Genomic DNA, 15,990 nt, shown 5'->3' on the forward strand with positions numbered 1-15,990 from the left:
TGAAATTGTCTCATACCCGCGCAGACGCTCTGACCCGGTGATCAGACTGTGGAACCGGTGGCCGAATCCCGGCCAGCTCCCGAATCGTCCTCATCGTCGACCGCGGGCGCGGCATCCGTGTCCGCCGAGGCGGCTGCCCCCTCGGCATCGCCGGCATCCGGGTCCTCCGCGCGGGCTTCGGCGATGCGGCGGCGTGCGATCTCCTTCGGGTCGTCGACCATATCGATCTGCGCATCGACTCGGTACTCCTTCGACCGCTTGCGTCCCCTCCAGTCGAGGATGAGTGCGATGAGTCCGCCGAGGAACAGCCCGCCGATCCCGAGGACGAGCAGCATCAGGCCCAGGCCCTTGGCCACCGTGTAGCCCATCGGCATATCGGCCGGGTCGACGAAGACCGCGAGGATTCCCGCGACCACGATGCCGAGCACCGCGCCGATGCCCATGAACACCGAGTACTTGGGGCTGCGACGGACGGAGACGTCGATCTGGTCCTTCATGATCTCCTTGGACACGTGGCCGATGGGGGCCGATGGATCGCCGGGGACACCCCGGAACAACAGGTCCCGAACAGTCTAGTCGAGTCAGCCTGAGGTTCCTCCCAGGCAGCCTCATGCCAGTTCCCATAAACTGGACACAACCAGATGGAAACTGGACGCAACCAGGTTGACGGCCACAGAAGACAGAGGTTCCGATATGTCCCATACGATCATCGTCGGCATCGACGGTTCCGACAACGCCGACTGCGCCCTGCAGTGGGCGATCACGCACGCACAGAAGACCTCCGCCGAGATCCGCATCGTCTCCGCCTACACCGTCCCCGGCGTCAATATGAGCCAGGCCGACATCGTCTACCCCGCCGACTTCGACGTCGCTGTGAAGAAGACCGTCGAAGACATCGCCGAGGCGGCCGCCGCCACAGTCACCGCAGCCGCCGTTCCCGTGTCGACGACGATCGCGCCCGGTGACGCCTCCGGAGTGATGGTCGAGCATTCGAAGAACGCCGCCCTCGCCGTCGTCGGGGCACGCGGTCGCGGTGGGTTCGCCGGCCGCCTCCTCGGGTCCGTGGCCCTGGCGATGCCCGCGCATTCGCAGTGCCCCACCGTCATCGTCCCGAGCACATGGCCGACCCGGGTCATGCCCACGACTCCCCTGCCCGTCGATGATCCCGTCCGTACGACCGATGATCCCTCCGCCGAGGCGGCCGGACGTTCGCGCCCCGACTTCACCGGGGAGGTCGTCGCCGCCGTCGATCCCTTCGAGACCGACACTCCGGTGCTGCGTGCCGCCGCCGCTCAGGCCGCGATCTACGGTGTTCCGCTGCGCCTCGTCGGGGTCACCGCCACGCATATCCTCTCGCCCGAGTGGATGCCCAGCGAGGAGCATCTGATCAGGATGTATGACGAAGCGGCCAAGGCATTCGCCGCCGCTGCCGACTCGCTGAAGGCCGACTTCCCCGAACTCGAGGTGCGGTACTCGGTCTTCGATGCCCCCGCCACCGAGGTGCTTGTCAGCGCCACGTACACCGCCGAGCTCATGGTCATCGGCTCCCGTGGCCGCGGCGGGTTCGTCTCCACCATCCTCGGATCGACGTCGCAGGGAGTCCTCTCCCACGCCGTATGCCCGGTGCGAGTCGTTCGGGTCAACCGCCGTCAGCCCGGCCGCCGCCGCTGAGCCGCGGGGCCGGCGGATTCGGTCAGGCGAGCGCCGGCCCTCACCCCAGCGCGATGAGCCCTATACCTAAGACCACGACGAGGGCGCCGGCGAGTTTGAGCAGCACGTTCTTCTCCCCGAAGAACCACCAGGCCAGCAGCGTGCCGACGATGATCGAGGTTTCGCGCACCGGGGCCACGAGCGCCACCGGCGCCTGCTGCATCGCATAGAGGACGAGCACATACGCCAGGGGTGAGAGGATCGCCACGGTCACGAGCGCCCGCTTGTGTGAGCGGAGGATGTCACGGAAGTCCGCGCGCTTCTCCCGTGCCCCCGGCAGCGCGAACGCCCCGGCGGTCATGATCAGCCCGACGCAGGCTTCGGAGACGGCGAAGTAGAGCAGCGGGGAGTCACTGACATGGTTGACGGCGAAGTCGTCCCAGAGCGTGTAGGAGGCGATGAATGCCCCGATCAGCCCGCCCCAGGCGAGTCCGCGCCGCAGTCCGGCACTGCTGGGGCCGCCCTCGCCGCCGCGGGGACGGATCGTGACGACAGCGATTCCGGCGATGACGGTGAAGGCTCCGGCCGCCTCGGCGAGGGTGGGACGCTCACCGAGGAAGGCCACGGCGATGATGATCGTCACAACCGGTCCGGTGCCCCGCGCCGTCGGGTAGACGACGCCCAGGGGAGCGTGGTCGTAGCCGGACTGCAGGGCCACCGAGTAGCCGATGTGGAACACCGCGCTCAGCGCCGCCGCGCCGACGAGTCCCCAGTTCAGCGGCTGCGCTCCGGTGGCGATGATGACGACGGCGACCGGGACGAGCAGGAGCGCCGAGAGCCCGTGGTAGGCGAGCACGAAGGCATAGCCCTTGCCGGTGACGGACTTCGCGGCGAGGTTCCACAGGGCGTGGGCGACCGAAGCGATGAGGACGAGGCCGAGCACCGGGAAGGTCATCGGCGCACCGTCGACTCACCCGGGCTCGCGCCCCGACCTCGCTCGATCGGCACCCGCACCGTCACAGCTTGATGGCGACGGTCTTCGTCTGCGTGTATTCGTCGAGGGCCTCGATGGACTTCTCGCGACCGTAGCCGGACTTCTTGAATCCGCCGAAGGGCAGTTCGACTCCCCCGCCGGCACCGTAGGTGTTGACGAAGATCTGGCCGGCGTCGACCTCGGCGGCCAGTCGGTGGGCGCGGGAGATGTTCTGCGTCCACAGGGCCGTGACCAGGCCGTATTCAGTGCCGTTGGCCAGAGCCACGGCTTCGTCATCGTCAGCGAACGGCAGGGTGACGACGACGGGGCCGAAGACCTCTTCCTGGGCGATCCGGGACTGCGGGTCCACTGAGTCGACGATGGTGGGGGTGATGAACGCCCCTTCGGCGAGGTCGTCGGCCAGACCTTCGGGCCGTGTGCCGCCGGTGACGATCTGCCCGGAATCGACCTCTCCGAGGAACCCGCGCACCCGCTCGTGCTGTCTGCCGGAGATCAGAGGCCCGAGCATCGGGTCATCGAGGCCGTAGCCGATGGTCACCTGCGACATGGCGGCCGTCATCTTCTCGACGACCTCGGCATGGATGTCGCGGTGGACGATGAGCCGGGATCCGGCCGAGCAGGTCTGCCCTGCGTTCTGGATGATGGAGCGGACCAGCGACGGGACGGCCGCATCGACATCGGCGTCGGGGAAGACGATGTTCGCGGACTTCCCGCCGAGTTCGAGCACGGTGGGCACGACCCTCTCTGCTGCGGCGTGGGCGATGGCCGAACCGGTCTGCGTCGACCCGACGAAGCCCAGGTGCGCCACTCCGGGGTGAGCGCTCAGTGCCGCTCCCGCCTCGGCACCGAGGCCGGTGACGACGTTGAAGGCTCCGGCCGGGAATCCGACGGAGTGGATGAGCTCGGCCAGCCGCACGGTCGACCGTGGGGTCTCATCGGCGGGTTTGGCGACGGCGCAGTTGCCGGTGGCCAGCGAGGTGGCGGCGGCGCGGCCGATGAGCTGGAGCGGATAGTTCCAAGCCACGATATGTCCGGTGACGCCGAAGGGCTCCCGGCGCGTGTAGACGTGCATATCGTCGGCCAGCGGGATCGCGTGGCCGTAGTAGGACTCGATGGTGTGGCCGTAGAACTCGAAGTAGCGGGCGCACACGTCGACGTCGGCATAGGCCTGCGTCAGCGGTTTGCCCGTGTCCTCGGTTTCGATGCGGGCGAGATCGTCACGGTGGGCGGTGATGACGGCGGCGGTGGCGATGAGCAGACGGGAGCGCTGTTCGGGACTCGAGCGTTTCCACTCCTGCTGCGCCTTCGCCGCCACCTGCACGGCCCGGTCGACTTCGTCGGCGCCGGCTCGGGCGATATCGCCGAGGTGGCCGCCGGTCGCCGGGTCGATGTTCGCGTAGGTGAGCAGGGACGGAACATGACGTCCGCCGATGAACGACGTCGTCTGCGTGATCTGTGCGCTCATTCTCAGTCCTCGAGTTCTGCAGCGGTGAACAGGGGCAGGAGATCGCCGAGGTCGGCTCGGGTCCCCGAGGCGTCGATGTCTCCGGCGGCGAGCGCCTCGGCGAAATCGGTGCGTCCCGTGACCAGTCCCAGCCACACGTCGGCGGAGGTCTCGACGACGTTCGGCGGGGTGCCGCGGGTATGCCGGGGGCCGGCGACGCACTGGGTGACCCCGAACGGCGGGACCCGAACCTCGACGCTGTTGCCTTCGGCGCGGGAAGCGAGCTCTTCGAGAGTGAAGCGCACGGCGGTGGCGATGGTCGACCGGTCGGCCGGTGCCGCGTCGAGCCTCGCCTGGGCCAGCCACATCTCCACAGCGCTGCGACCCTGATCGGGGTCGATCCTTCTGCGAATCGCCATCAGTCCCTCTTCCTCTCACTGATATCGGCAATATCCTCCCCGAGCTCCAGGCGTCCGACAACGTTCGTCCGCCCTTCGGAATCCGTGCCCCCGGTGACCGGGTCCGTGATCGCTGCGATCACTGCGTCCACTGTGTCGTCGACCGGCGCCGAGGCGGGCCCCTGTGCAGCGTCGAACGCTCCCGCCCGCCGGAGCAGGGTGAGAGCGACCAGCCCCGTGGCCCGGGAGGACCCGTCGAGGCATTTCACGGCGACCGAATACCCGGATTTGGTGGCCATGACGATGACGCCTTCGGCCCCGCCCTTGGCGAAGACGCCGAGCTGATCGATGACGGTCGAGTTCGGCCGTCCGTGGCCGTCGATGGCCCACGGATCGGCGAAGACCGCCTCGGTGAGAGTGCGAGCTTCGCTCTCATAAGCCGTCCACGCCTCCGAGGTCGCCTCGGCCGCCTCGGCGGCAGCGCCGTCGCCATCCGTGCCGCCCATCCGCACGACGCGCCCGATGGCGCGGGCCAGACCGGTGAGGCTGAGCGCGAACACGGGAGCGCCGCAGCCGTCGATGCCGACCGCGGCGGGCTCCTCGGAGGCGAAGGCGGCGACCACCTCGGCGACCCTCTGCTGCACGGGATGCTCCGGTGACAGGTAGTTCGCGGTGTCGGCGCCGATGGCTCGGGCAGCGGCGAGGAACGCCGCGTGCTTGCCGGAGCAGTTGAAGTACAGGGGCGAGCGCGGGGCACTGTCCTCATCGCCCCGGGCCCTAGCCGTCTCCTGCAGTTCGCGGCGGAAGGCTCCGTCGGCGGGATGAGCGGACGGGCACTGCAGGTCGGACACGCTCAGCCCGGCGGCCTCGAGCATCGCGGACACGACCGCCACATGCCCGGCCTCGGACTTGTGCGAGGCCGTCGCCAGAGCCGCCGCCGGTCCGTCGAGCTGCGCACCGAGGCTCATCGCAGCGATCGCCTGCAGCGGCTTGAGGCTCGACCGGGTGAACACGGGAACGTCCGGGGCACCCAGGCTGATCAGCGCAGATCCCTGCGGGCCGAGGACGACGGCGGACCCGATGTGCCGGGATTCGATGAAATCGCAGCGGCGGACGACGGCGAGCTCGGCCGCCTGCGCGGGGGTGAAAGTCGAGAAGGTCACGCACTCAAGCCTACGACCCTTTAGGCTGGTGGCGTGAAGGTTCTTGTCATCGGTTCGGGCGCCCGTGAACACGCCCTCGTCCTCGCTCTCTCGCGCGACCCGCAGGTCGACGCCGTCATCGCCGCTCCCGGCAATCCCGGGATCGCGCAGATCGCCCACACCGAGGCCGTCGACGCCTCGGATGCCGCCGCCGTGACCGCGCTGGCCGAGACCCTCGACGTCGATCTCGTCGTCATCGGGCCCGAAGCCCCGCTGGTCGCCGGTGTCGCGGATGCTCTGCGCGAAGCCTCATTCCCTGTCTTCGGCCCCAGCGCGGAAGCCGCGCACCTCGAAGGCTCGAAGGCGTTCGCGAAGGAGGTCATGGAGTCCGCGGATGTGCCGACTGCACGCACCGTCGTCGCCTATTCGACCGACGAGGCGGCGGCCGCGCTGCGTGAATTCGGCGCCCCGCACGTGGTCAAGGCCGACGGCCTGGCTGCCGGCAAGGGAGTCGTCGTCACCGATGACTTCGACGCCGCGATGACGCATGCGAGCTCCTGCCTCGAGGTCTCCGACCGGGTCGTCATCGAGGACTATCTTGACGGCCCCGAGGTCTCCCTGTTCGTCCTCTGCGACGGAAAGACCACCGTCCCCCTGGCCCCGGCGCAGGACTTCAAACGCATCGGAGACGGTGACACCGGCCCGAACACGGGCGGAATGGGCGCGTATTCGCCGCTGCCATGGCTGCCTGCCGGCACCGTTGATGAGATCATCGACACCGTCGCCCAGCCCGTCGTCGATGAGATGGCCCGCCGCGGCACTCCGTTCACCGGACTCCTCTACTGCGGCCTCGCGCTGACCTCGAAGGGACTGCGCGTCATCGAGTTCAACGTCCGCTTCGGCGATCCGGAGACCCAGTCCGTGCTCGCCCGGCTGACCAGCCCCCTCGGCCAGACGCTGCTCGCCGCCGCCGAAGGCCGCCTGAACGAGACCGCACCCCTCGAATGGGATCCGCGCTCCTCGGTGACCGTGGTCATGGCCGCCGAGAACTACCCGGGCACGCCGAGCACCGGGGACATCATCCGCGGGCTCGACACCGCCGCCGCCCTGCCCGCTGTCAGCGTCCTGCACGCGGGCACGAAGCTCGCGACCGGCCCCAGCGGCGGGTTCGCTCCCGAGGATGCCGTAATCACGAAGGACATCGCCGAGACCGGAGACATCGTCACCGCCGGTGGCCGTGTACTCTCCGTCGTCTCCCTCGGCAATGACCTCGAGGACGCGCGGGCCAAGGCCTATGCCGCAGTCGATGAGATCAAGTGGGACGGTGAGCAGCACCGCACCGATATCGCCGATGCGGCCGCCGCCGGCGGTATCGACCTCGCCGCCGGCTACGCGGCCCCCGCACCGGTGGCCCCGGTGCTGCCGGGCTGGAAGCACGTGTATTCGGGGAAGGTCCGCGACCTCTACATTCCTGCCGACACCGTCGACACCGCCTCGGCGGACCGGCTGCTCATGGTCGCGACCGACCGGATCTCCGCCTATGACTGGGTGCTCGATTCGGAGATCCCGGACAAGGGCAAGGTGCTCACGGGGCTGAGCCTGTGGTGGTTCGATCAGCTCGCCGATGTCATCGGCAACCATGTCATCAGCTCGGATGTGCCCGAGGCCGTGGCCGGTCGCGGGCTGATCGTGCAGAACCTCTCCATGTTCCCCGTCGAGTGCGTGGCCCGCGGCTACCTCACCGGCTCGGGAATGTCGGACTACCGGGCCACCGGATCGGTGTGCGGCATCCGGCTGCCGACCGGACTCGTCGAGGCCGATCGTCTCGAGCCCCCGATCTTCACCCCGGCGACGAAGGCCGAGCTCGGCGAGCACGATGAGAACGTCAGCTTCGAGGCCGTCGCCGAGACCGTCGGGACCGAGACCGCGGAGAGGCTGCGCGACCTGACCGTGGAGATCTACCAGCGCGCCGAGCAGATCGCCCGTGAGCGCGGGATCATCCTCGCCGACACGAAGTTCGAGTTCGGGACCCTGCCCGATGGCACGATCGTCCTCGGCGACGAAGTGCTCACCCCGGACTCCTCCCGCTTCTGGGACGCCGAGGGTTATGAGGCGGGCAAGGCTCAGTCGAGCTTCGACAAGCAGTTCGTCCGCGACTGGCTGACCGAGGAATCCGGGTGGGACAAGGCCTCTGACACGCCGCCCCCGGCACTGCCCGCCGAGGTCGTCGAGAAGACCCGCGCCCGCTATATCGAAGCCTTCGAGAAGCTCACCGGTCAGACCTTCCCCGGCTGAGGCTCTGCGCGCCGAAGAGCGCTGCGCATATGAGCCGCGGGCCGGTTCGTTTGTGGTCACAGCACCGAGGAGATTCGCCGGATCCGGCGGATCCGCCTCGGCTCTGTGACCACAAACGCATTCACCCCCGGCTGCCCCGGCCGACCAGCGCGCGCTCCCCGCGCCTCGGCCACACTCGCAAAACACCACTTTCCTTGCGGAATACGCAATCGAACTCACTGATTCAGCGGTCATCTGCTCGCGAGATGAAGAATTGACCGTCATATATTGTCTCACTCAACGAAATCAGTGGATTAGTGACGTGGATTACGCTAGTCTTGCTGATCAGTGATTCAGGACACAGCTGGAGCGCGAACGAAACCGCTCGTGCGACGACAATGCAGTCGGGAGGCAGCAATGGACCTCGACATCCTCGATGTCGCGATCTTCGACGGTGACGCCCTGCGTCCCGAGAACCGGGTGAGCATCCGCGACGGGATCATCACCGAGATCGGCACCGGGCCCGCACAGTCACCGGCGGATCGGGTCATCACCGCCACCGGACGACTCCTCACCCCCGGCTTCGTCGATGCCCACGTGCACACGACCTTCGGCGGGCAGGAGGCCCTGGCCTGCGATGTCAGCGGCGCCGGCGGTCTCACCGAAACCCTCGATCTGATCCGTGGGTACGTCGCCGGGACGAGCCCAGGACCCGCCGCGAACGCTGAGGGCGCCGCAGCCCCCGAGGCGGTCGGCGCCGAAGCGACCAACCTCGCGAACGACTGGGTCATCGGCGGCGGCTGGTCGATGGCCGACTTCCCCGGAGGCGACCCGACCGCCGACATCCTCGACGCGGTCTGCCCCGACCGGCCCGCGATCCTGCTCAGCGCCGATCACCATTCGGCATGGGTGAACACGCAGGCGATGACAGCCGCCGGACTCGACGAGACGTCCACGGCACCCGATGGCGGTGTCATCGTCACCGATTCCTCCGGCCGTCCCACCGGGTGCCTGCACGAATCGGCCATCGACCTCGTCTCCGCCCACGTCCCCGCCGCCTCCGAGGAGGAGGTCCTGGCCGGTCTGCGCGAAGGTCAGCGCTACCTCAACTCCCTCGGAGTGACCGCATGGATGGACGCCATCGTCGGCGACTACGGCGGCCACCGCGACCCCTATGCCACCTATGTCGGGGCCGCGGAATCGGGCGAGCTGCACTCCGAGGTCGTCGGCAGCCTGTGGTGGCCGCGCGGAGTCGAGGACATCGACGCCGAGGTGGCCCGACTGACCGAACTGGTGCGCACCGATGGTCGCTTCCGCGCCACCTCGGTGAAGTTCATGCTCGACGGGATCGTCGAGTCCCGGACCGCGGCGATGACGACCGAATATACGTGCACCTGCGGTGGCTTCGGAACGAGCTATTTCACGAAGGACCACCTCGAGGCCTCGTTCGCGGCCCTCGATCGGGCCGGTTTCGACATTCACTGCCATGCGATCGGCGACGCCGCGGTCAAGGCCGCCCTCGACGCCTTCGAGGCCGTCCGCAGCCAGGGTACGGCCGGCACCGGGACGACCAGCACAGCTGACACCGGCGAACGCCGTCACCATATCGCCCATGTCCAGGTCGTCGATCCCGCCGATGTCCCGCGCTTCGCCGAACTCGGCGTCACTGCGAACCTGCAGGCGCTGTGGGCCTGTTACGACGAGCAGATGATCGACCTCAACCTGCCCTTCCTCGGTGCCGAGCGCAGCGGCTGGCTCTACCCCTTCGGGTCTCTCAACCGCACCGGCGCCCATCTGGCGATGGGCTCGGACTGGCCGGTATCGACGGCGAACCCGTGGGACGCGATCCATGTCGCGCTCAACCGCTCGCACCCGACCGCCGCGGATGAGTCGCCGCTGCTGCCCGACGAGGCGATCGACCTGACGACCGCGCTGCGTGCCTACACCGCAGGTTCGGCACACCTGCTGCGCTCGGCCGACAACGGCCACATCCGCCCCGGTCAGCCGGCCAACCTCGCATTGGCCAGCGCCAACCCCTTCACACTGCCGCCGACCGATATCGCGGGGATCACGAACGACCTGACGATCTGCGACGGACGCATCGTCCACAACACCCTGCCACCTCACCCACCGGCACCGACCCCGCCGTCCGCCCCGACCACCACCGGCTCAGCCAGCTGAAGACGAAAGGCCATCATGACCAGTACAGCCACCTCGGCGCCCTCTGCGGACACCGGACTCGACCACCTCGAGATCCAGGGTGTGAAGAAGGTCTTCGGCGACAACACCGCCATCGAACGCCTCGATCTGAACGTCCGCAAGGGCGAATTCCTCTCCCTGCTCGGCCCTTCCGGCTGCGGAAAGACCACTCTGCTGCGGATGATCGCCGGTTTCGAGACCCCCACCGACGGTGCGATCCTGCTCGGCGGAAAGGACATCGTGTCCCTGCCGCCGCACCGCCGGCCGGTCAACACGGTGTTCCAGTCCTACCTGCTGTTCCCGCATATGAACATCGCCGACAACATCGCCTACGGACTCAAGCAGGCGAAGGTCCCGAAACCGGAGATCGCGCAGCGCGTCCGCGATGCCCTCGCACTTGTGCAGATGGAGGACTTCGCCGGACGCAAACCCGAACAGCTCTCCGGCGGTCAGCAGCAGCGCATCGCCCTGGCCCGTGCCCTCGTCAACCGCCCGCAGGTCCTCCTCCTCGACGAGCCGATGTCGGCGCTCGACAGGAAGCTGCGTGAGGAGATGCAGCTCGAACTCAAACGACTCCACACGAAGCTCGACACAACCTTCGTCTTCGTCACCCACGACCAGGATGAGGCGCTGGCGATGAGCGATCGCATCGTCGTCATGTACGACGGGGTCATCCAGCAGATCGGCTCCGGTGAGGACATCTACGCGAACCCGCACAACGGCTTCGTCGCCGGCTTCATCGGCAAACAGAACTTCATCTCCGCCGAGGTGGCGTCCACCGGTTCGACGACCGCGACCCTGCGCACGGCCAACGCCGTGCTCACGGCCCCGACGCTCACTCTCAAACCGGCCACTGCCGCCGGTGAGCCCCGGGATCTCGAGGTCGGCGACCGGGTGCGTGCAGCCATCCGTCCCGAACGGATGCACGTCGCCCCGGCCGGTGAGAGTTCCGGGGAGGCGAACACGGCGCGCGGTTCCGTGATCTCGTATTCGTTCTTGGGCGATGTCATCCAGTACATGATCGTCGTCGGTGACAACGATGAGATCCTCGCCCGTATCCCCGCCGCCGGGCGGGAGCCGATCGGCGCCGGCACCGAGGTGGAGCTGAGCTGGGATGCCGACGCCGTCGCCGTCTACGACGGGGAACCCGGACCGGCCGGCTCCGACCGTGAAGGCGGTGCCTGAGATGGCACCCAAGAGACCCGATGTGACATTCCTGGCTCCGCGGGCCGCCTCGGCGAGGCTGAGCCGGCGAGCGCTGCTGGCCGGTTTCGGCGTGGTCGGCCTCGGAGCGCTGAGCGCCTGTGGGAAGACCACGAAGATGGCGGCGTCGCCGCCGACCGACGGGAAGCTCGAATCGAAGCTCAACCTCTACTCGTGGGGCGACTACGACAATCCCGAACTTCTCGACGCCTTCAAGTCCCAGCACGACATCCTCGTCCAGGTCGACGCCTACGGGTCGAACGAGGAGCTCGTGGCGAAGCTCTCGACCTCGCGCGGGACGTCCGGCTACGACGTGGTCGTGCCGACGGGGTCGAACATTCCGCAGATGCTCGAACACGATCTGCTCCAGGAGCTCGACCTCAGCCTGATCCCGAACTTCGAGCACATGGATCCGAACTTCACGCATCAGTACTTCGACCCGGACAACACGTACTCGATCTGCAAGGCGTGGGGCACCACGGGGTTCGTCTACAACACGACGAAGATCGACCGGGGGCTGACGAGTTGGCAGGATTTCCTCGACGCCGCGCAGAAGGAAGCGGCCGGGACGACCGCGTTGCTCGAGGATCCGTGGGAGGTCTCGGCGATCGCCCTGGGAGCCCTCGGCTTCAGCCTCAACACCGAGGACGAGGGGGAGCTCGACAAGGCCCGCAACATCATCGTCGATGATCTGGCCCCGAACGTGAAGGCCTATGTCGGCAATGCGGCCACCAGCATGATCCAAGGCAGCTTCACCCTCCTGCACGCCTACAACGGAGACGCCCGCCAGGGCCTGACCGAGGTCAGGGATCCGGAGAACTGGAAGTTCGTGTTCCCCACCCCCTCGGCGAATCTGTGGATGGACTGCTGGGCGATCGCCACCGGCGCCCCGCACCCGGATTCCGCGCACGCCTTCATCAACCAGATGATCTCCCCGGACACCGCGGTCGACCAGCTCGACTACATCGGCTACCCGATCGGGACGAAAGGGCTGGCTGAGCAGGCGAAGAAGGCTGATCTCGACGAGCAGGACCTCATCTTCCCTGCGCAGAAGGTCCTCGACCGTCTCGAACCGAGCAAGCAGACTCCGGCCGATCAGATCCGGACGAAGATCCTCACCGACGCCCAGGCCAGGAGCGGAGCATGAGCACTCAGACACGACCGAAGCAGTCACGACCGACCAGACCAGCGACGAAGTTCTTCGGCCCAGCGGCCATGTCATTTCCGACGTGGGCCTATGCACTCTTCTTCTTCATCATTCCCCTGGCGCTGATCGTCTTCTACAGCTTCGGATACAAACCCGACCAGTTCACGGCCATCGCCACCGATCGCCTGTCCTTCGACCGATACCCGGAGGCGATGAGCGCAAGCTTCGTCTCGACCTTCTTCGCGACCCTGCGCATCTCGCTGCTCGGCACCCTGCTGTGCCTGCTCATCGCCCTGCCGTTCGCGTACTGGCTGGCGATCAAGGTCGCACCCGCCCGCAGGTCTCTGGCTCTGGCATTGGTGATGGTGCCGTTCTGGACGAACTTCCTCGTGCGCACGCTCGGCTGGCAGATCATGCTCTCCCCCGACGGGTTCCTGTCGAATTGGATGCAGAGCCTCGGGCTGCTCGACGGCCCTCTCGACATCCTCTACACCCGAACGGCCGTGCAGATCGGCGTCGTCTACAACTATCTGCCGCTGATGATCCTGCCGCTGTTCGTCGCCATCGACGCCTCGGGCAAGAAGCTGCGCGAGGCCAGCTACGACCTCGGCGCCGGGAAGGTGAAGACGTTCATGCGGGTGACGCTGCCGATGGCGATGCCCGGAGTCGTCTCCGGCTGCCTGCTCGTGTTCATCCCGCTCAACGGCGACTACGTCACGGCGACCGTCCTCGGCGGAGCGAGCGGCTCCATGGTCGGTCAGCTCATCGCCAATCAGTTCAACACCGCGCAGAACTGGGCGGTCGGAGCGGCCATGGCGATGATCCTCATCATCTCCACCCTGGTCGTCGTCGGGGTCGGATTCGGCCTGCTCAAGCTCGGGCAGGCGATCACGGCCAGACTCAACAGTGTTCCGCTGCATGACGGGAGGGCCTGAGATGCCGAAGAAGAACACGTTCGCACGTCGGACACCGACCGATATCGCCCTGCACGTCTGGGGCATCCTCGTCTTCGTCTACCTGTTTGTGCCGATCGCGGTGATCATCGCCTATTCGTTCAACAACGGCAAGGTGCTCGCGAACTTCCGCGGCTTCGGTCTGCACGCCTACATCAGCGGCATCAACAACGACATCATCGTCTCCTCCATCGTCACGAGCCTGCAGGCCGCTGTCGGCACCGCCATCGTCTCGACGATCTTCGGCACCCTCGGCGGAGTCGCTCTGGCCAGGGCGAAGAAGGGCGCATGGTGGGCGCTCGGCCTGACCGCGATCCTCGGACTGACCCTGGTCACACCCGAGATCGTCGACGGCATCTCGTTCCTGCCGTGGTTCGTCACCGTCGGCGTCGACTGGGGCATCACCCCGCTCAACAACGGCCTCGTCCGACTCATCATCTCCCATGCGATGTTCTCCATGGCGATCGTGACGTTCATCGTCAGAGCCCGGCTCGCGGGCATGGACACCCAGCTCGAGGATGCCGCCGCCGACCTCGGCGCGACACCGTGGAACCGATTCAAGGACATCACCCTGCCGATCGCGGCCCCCGGCATCCTCGCCGGTGCTCTGATGTCGTTCACCGTCAGCCTCGACAACACGATCCTCTCGAGCTTCGTCCAACAGCCGGGCTACACCCCGTGGCCGGTCTACATCTTCTCCGCCGTCCGCGTGGCCCTGCGTCCCGAAGTCGCGGCGATGTCGACGGTGATGTTCGTGCTCACCCTCGCGGCCCTGGGCTTCGTCGGATTCGTCCTGCGCAAGGCCGGCGGCAACGCCACGGAGATCATCAAGACCATGGCTGCCTGAGGCATCCCCTCACCGAGGCGGCCCACCGTTGCGCCGGCCCCTCGCCGAGGTGGTGTTCCGTTCCGCCCGACCCGCACCTGCTGACCGGCAGAGTGCACACCGACCACACCGTGAAGAAAGTGAAGTGACATGGACGTCAATGCCACATTGGCCGACGCCTCGACCATTCCGTACTGGCTCGACACCGACCTCCGCCCGGAGCCGCTGCCGCCGTTGCAGGAGAACCGCGAGGCCGACCTCCTCGTCGTCGGCGGTGGGTTCACCGGTCTGTGGACCGCTCTGCAGGCCAAGGAGCGGGACCCGAACCGTCGTGTCGTGCTTGTCGAGGCGAACACGATCGGATGGGCCGCCTCGGGGCGCAATGGCGGATTCTGCGCGGCCAGCCTCACGCACGGCTATGACAACGGGGCGACACACCTGCCGGAGGAGAACGATCGGCTCGCGCAGCTGGGCCGGGAGAACCTCGATGCCATCGAAGCCGCTGTCGCGAAGTACGGGATGGACGTCGAGTTCGAACGTACGGGAGAGCTCGATGTCGCCACCGAGGACTACCAGGTCGCCGAGCTGCGGGAGGCTCACGATCCGGATTCCGGTTTAATCTTCTTTGACCAGGAGCAGCTGGCGACGTTGGTGAAGTCGCCTACGTACAAGGCTGCGCTGTGGGATTCTCGCGAGGTCGCGATGGTCCACCCGGCGAAGCTGTGCTGGGAGCTGCTGCGCGTCATCCGCGAACTCGGAGTCGAGGTCTTCGAAGGCACGAAAGTCACGGACGTGCGCAACCGGAAGACCACCGTCGAGGTCACCACCGAGCCCACCGGCGAGGCAGGCACGGCGAGCAGCGGATCGGGCACGGACGGCGAATCGGGGGCGGCCGCCTCGTCGCGATCATCGTCGACGATCACCGCGAAGCGCGTGGCCCTGGCGACGAACGTCTTCCCGTCCCTGCTCAAGCGGGTGAGCCTGCATACGGTCCCCGTCTACGACTACGCGCTGATGACCGAGCCTCTCAGCGATGAGCAGATGGCTGCGATCGGCTGGGAGGGTCGCCAGGGCATCGGCGACTGTGCGAATCGCTTCCACTACTACCGGCTGACCGCGGACAACCGGATCCTCTTCGGCGGCTGGGACGCCGTCTATCATTTCGGACGCCAGGTGTCGTCGAAATACGACCAGCGGCCCGAGACCTTCGAGACCCTCGCCGAGCACTTCTTCGCCACCTTCCCACAGCTGATCGGATTGAAGTTCACCCACAAATGGGGCGGGCCGATCGACACGTGCTCACGGTTCTTCTCGTTCTTCACCTCCGCCTATGGGAGGAAGGTTGCGATGGCCGCCGGGTTCACCGGTCTCGGAGTCGGCGCCTCCCGGTTCGCCGGCACAGTCATGCTCGATCTGCTCTCCGGTGAGGACACAGAGCTGACCGAGCTCGAGATGGTGCGCAAGCTGCCGCTGCCGTTCCCGCCCGAGCCGGCGGCCTGGCTGGGCATCAAGATGACGACGAATGCGCTGGTCAAGGCCGATGAGAACGAGGGCCGACGTGGGCCTCTGCTCAAGGTCCTCGATGCGGTGGGCATGGGCTTCGATTCTTGAGCTCACGTCGGGGCCCGTCGCACACTCCGGCCGGCGCCGTTCTCCTCGCTCCCCTGCGCGGCGCCCAACTCCCCTGCCGACGCCGTTTCGGCGTCCGGACCGCGGGCCGGGCCACCTGGCATGCTTGGTAGACTCTGGGTGAGCGCGGG

General features: G+C 67.3%; 13 protein-coding genes. 8 read left to right on the top strand and 5 right to left on the bottom strand.

All coding sequences use genetic code 11. From position 1 onward, the window contains the following. Positions 1 to 41: 41 nt before the first annotated feature. Positions 42 to 497 carry a hypothetical protein gene (locus FHG09_RS16565; protein WP_193627416.1) on the bottom strand — a complete coding sequence of 152 codons (456 nt, stop codon included), beginning with the start codon at positions 495 to 497 and terminating at the stop codon, positions 42 to 44. Between the two features lie 196 nt (positions 498 to 693). Between FHG09_RS16565 and FHG09_RS16570 the strand changes: the two genes are divergently transcribed. Beyond that, positions 694 to 1,671 (top strand): universal stress protein, encoded by a 978-nt coding sequence (locus FHG09_RS16570; RefSeq protein ID WP_152348742.1) that lies wholly within the window; start codon positions 694 to 696, stop codon positions 1,669 to 1,671. 40 nt (positions 1,672 to 1,711) lie between these two features. On the opposite strand, the gene FHG09_RS16575 is transcribed toward FHG09_RS16570, so the two are convergent. The 4 genes from FHG09_RS16575 to FHG09_RS16590 form a co-directional block, all read right to left on the bottom strand. Continuing rightward, on the bottom strand, positions 1,712 to 2,605 hold the full coding sequence (locus FHG09_RS16575; RefSeq protein ID WP_152348743.1) for an EamA family transporter: 894 nt from the start codon (positions 2,603 to 2,605) through the stop codon (positions 1,712 to 1,714). Positions 2,606 to 2,666: 61 nt separating this feature from the next. Then, on the bottom strand, positions 2,667 to 4,109 hold the full coding sequence (locus FHG09_RS16580; RefSeq protein WP_152348744.1) for an aldehyde dehydrogenase family protein: 1,443 nt from the start codon (positions 4,107 to 4,109) through the stop codon (positions 2,667 to 2,669). Positions 4,110 to 4,111: 2 nt separating this feature from the next. Then, on the bottom strand, positions 4,112 to 4,507 hold the full coding sequence (locus tag FHG09_RS16585) for a sterol carrier family protein (RefSeq protein ID WP_152348745.1): 396 nt from the start codon (positions 4,505 to 4,507) through the stop codon (positions 4,112 to 4,114). Further along, positions 4,507 to 5,649, bottom strand: a complete 1,143-nt coding sequence (locus FHG09_RS16590) for an asparaginase (protein WP_152348746.1) — start codon at positions 5,647 to 5,649, stop codon at positions 4,507 to 4,509. Before FHG09_RS16590 ends, FHG09_RS16585 begins: the two co-directional genes overlap by 1 nt. A gap of 33 nt (positions 5,650 to 5,682) precedes the next feature. Here FHG09_RS16590 and purD point away from each other — a divergent pair, with 33 nt between their 5' ends. The 7 genes from purD to FHG09_RS16625 all read left to right on the top strand — a co-directional run bounded on the left by purD (position 5,683) and on the right by FHG09_RS16625 (position 15,841). After that, positions 5,683 to 7,923, top strand: a complete 2,241-nt coding sequence (gene purD / locus FHG09_RS16595) for a phosphoribosylamine--glycine ligase (RefSeq protein WP_152348747.1) — start codon at positions 5,683 to 5,685, stop codon at positions 7,921 to 7,923. A gap of 396 nt (positions 7,924 to 8,319) precedes the next feature. Continuing rightward, positions 8,320 to 10,083, top strand: a complete 1,764-nt coding sequence (locus FHG09_RS16600) for an amidohydrolase (RefSeq protein ID WP_152348748.1) — start codon at positions 8,320 to 8,322, stop codon at positions 10,081 to 10,083. 15 nt (positions 10,084 to 10,098) lie between these two features. Beyond that, positions 10,099 to 11,286 carry an ABC transporter ATP-binding protein gene (locus tag FHG09_RS16605; protein WP_152348749.1) on the top strand — a complete coding sequence of 396 codons (1,188 nt, stop codon included), beginning with the start codon at positions 10,099 to 10,101 and terminating at the stop codon, positions 11,284 to 11,286. 1 nt (position 11,287) lies between these two features. Continuing rightward, positions 11,288 to 12,451: a spermidine/putrescine ABC transporter substrate-binding protein gene (locus FHG09_RS16610; RefSeq protein WP_193627417.1), complete on the top strand. Its 1,164-nt coding sequence runs from the start codon at positions 11,288 to 11,290 to the stop codon at positions 12,449 to 12,451. Further along, on the top strand, positions 12,448 to 13,386 hold the full coding sequence (locus tag FHG09_RS16615; RefSeq protein ID WP_152348751.1) for an ABC transporter permease: 939 nt from the start codon (positions 12,448 to 12,450) through the stop codon (positions 13,384 to 13,386). Before FHG09_RS16610 ends, FHG09_RS16615 begins: the two co-directional genes overlap by 4 nt. Position 13,387: 1 nt before the next feature. Continuing rightward, positions 13,388 to 14,251 (top strand): ABC transporter permease, encoded by an 864-nt coding sequence (locus FHG09_RS16620; RefSeq protein ID WP_152348752.1) that lies wholly within the window; start codon positions 13,388 to 13,390, stop codon positions 14,249 to 14,251. Between the two features lie 129 nt (positions 14,252 to 14,380). Then, complete coding sequence (locus FHG09_RS16625) at positions 14,381 to 15,841, top strand: NAD(P)/FAD-dependent oxidoreductase (protein WP_152348753.1); 1,461 nt, start codon at positions 14,381 to 14,383, stop codon at positions 15,839 to 15,841. Positions 15,842 to 15,990 lie beyond the last annotated feature (149 nt).

Origin of the sequence: Brevibacterium sp. CFH 10365 (assembly GCF_009299785.1) — a bacterium.
Classification (GTDB): Bacteria; Actinomycetota; Actinomycetes; order Actinomycetales; family Brevibacteriaceae; genus Brevibacterium; species Brevibacterium limosum.